The sequence below is a fragment of the uncultured Eudoraea sp. genome, from assembly GCF_947258525.1.
Taxonomy (GTDB): domain Bacteria; phylum Bacteroidota; class Bacteroidia; order Flavobacteriales; family Flavobacteriaceae; genus Eudoraea.
On the sequence record NZ_CAMYIP010000224.1, the window covers coordinates 1 to 2,060 of the forward strand.

General features: G+C 45.2%; 3 protein-coding genes. 2 read left to right on the forward strand and 1 reads right to left on the reverse strand.

The features are described from left to right. Positions 1-559 (forward strand): hypothetical protein (locus tag Q0X89_RS17315; RefSeq protein WP_297696525.1); only part of this gene is annotated, 559 nt, incomplete at its 5' end. 25 nt (positions 560-584) lie between these two features. Beyond that, a complete protein-coding gene (locus tag Q0X89_RS17320) occupies positions 585-1,232 on the forward strand; it encodes a nucleotidyl transferase AbiEii/AbiGii toxin family protein (protein ID WP_297696527.1) in 648 nt (215 codons plus the stop codon). Positions 1,233-1,566: 334 nt separating this feature from the next. Here Q0X89_RS17320 and Q0X89_RS17325 read toward each other — a convergent pair. Then, positions 1,567-2,060 (reverse strand): site-specific integrase (locus tag Q0X89_RS17325; RefSeq protein ID WP_297696529.1); only part of this gene is annotated, 494 nt, incomplete at its 5' end.

Below are 2,060 nucleotides of genomic sequence, written 5' to 3' on the forward strand. Positions count from 1 at the left end.
GATTCTTCAGAAGCTCATGGAGATGGAGAAAGGCAAATATCAGATCTGTGGGCCAACAGCCTTCAATTTTTACGGACTTGATGATCAAATTCCAAGCGTGACCTATCTTTACAATAACCGTATTTCAGGGAAACGCTTGGTGGGGAAACTATCATTTCAATTCATCAAAGTCGCTGACGAACGCCTGGGATCCATCAATGCCGTGAGGACCGGCGAGGATAGAGAAATGATATACTCTTCAAAGGCTCGTGCCCTTATGGATGCTGTTTACGACTGGTCTCGCTTTAATAGCCTGCCCCGGGGATATGGCTGGATAAAAGGGGAGATTGAAAACGAATCCGAACTTGCATCAGAATTAGTCGATGTTACGGCCAAGTATGGAAATATAGCGACGATCAGGCGAATCGGGTATTTGTTGGATACTTTTATGCGGAATCCACAAATGATAAATCCGCTTCAGCGCCAACTTAGCACTTCGAGTTCCCTGATTCCCTGGATTCCAGGCAGATCCACCAAGGGAAAAATCATCCGAAAGTGGGGGGTTATTGTTAATGGATGAAGCGAGCTTACCAAACCCTCACGATATGGATCCGGACATCTTCCGTGAATCTTTGTCATATTCAGAGGCTGTTACTGGATTTACAGCAAGCCTGATCGAAAAAGACTACTATTGCTCGTTAATTTTACATCATATCTTTGACCAGGAGACATCCCTTGTTTTCAAAGGAGGGACCTGCCTGAGCAAGGTCTATGCGGATTTCTACCGCCTCAGTGAAGATCTGGATTTGATCATTCCGGTTTCCGTGGACGCTCCGCGAAATCAGAGACGCTCTAAAATGAATCCAGTGAAGGGAATTTTTGATGAACTGCCTTCAGCAATTCCAGGGATAGCTGTCTCAACGACATTTCGGGGCCACAATGAATCGCGACAATACATCGGATATCTCGAGTATCCTTCGACTGTAATAAACAAGCAGGAGAAAATAAAGATAGAAATCGGCATCCGTGAACCGCTCCTCCTTTCCTCAGTGACAGGTGAGGCCCGAACAATTGTTGTGAATCCATTTAGTGGTCAGCCCCTGCTTCCCGTTTTTACTGTTCAAGCAATGGATATGAAGGAGGCCTATGCAGAAAAAGTCCGTGCAGCACTAACCAGAAGAAAACCCGCAATCAGGGATTTTTTCGACCTTTTTTATGCTGACCGCAAAATGGTGCTGGTGCGTTCAATATAGATGAAGCTATTGAACTGATAGTACTGATCGCAGAGGCGGTATCGGAATGAAATTTGCCTTCCTGCTCTGTCTACCCTTTGTCTACCCTTTTGTGCCGACGGCATGCGTAACTATGCGTAATTATTCACAGCGTGCACAGCATGCACAAGGCATAAAAAAGATCAAGTGGCCGTAGAAATGCTGTTATTTCAATAAGTTATAGGGTTAATTGTATCGGGGTCGATATAATTTGGGAGCAGGAAGTCGGAGGTTCAAATCCTCTCGCCCCGACCAATAAAATCAAGTACTTACGAAACGCTGATTTCCTCTGAAATCGGCGTTTTTTGCGTTTTGTCTACCCTATGTCTACCCCAGTGTAATGTTCAGAGAGATTACGTTGGTTTTGGAGGTGTCTTTGGGTGGTCAAATGTGTGTACCTGTCAGTCATAGAGATGTCGGAATGACCGATCATTTCCTTGGCATCTTTGAGGTCTGCACCTGACAGAATCAGGTTGGAACAGAATGTGTGCCTTAGATCATGAAAATGGAAGTTTGTGATACCCGCAACTTTGAGCGAATGCCACCATGCCTTATTAAAAGACTTGAGAGGCGTGCCGTCCAGCCTACAAAATACGTGGTTTGACTTGATTTCGGTTATCTTCCTTCTGTGCCTCATATACTCAAGGTGGGCTTTCCAGTTTAGAAGGGCTTTTTTCGTGCGGGGCATCAGGAACTCGGTGCGTTCCCTTTTGTTCTTGGTTCTGAACAGGTTAATAAGACCGGTGCCTTTGAACTCGAAATCTATCTTTGCCCATTCAAGGTCAAGAATTTCCTGCTTTGCAGCACCGT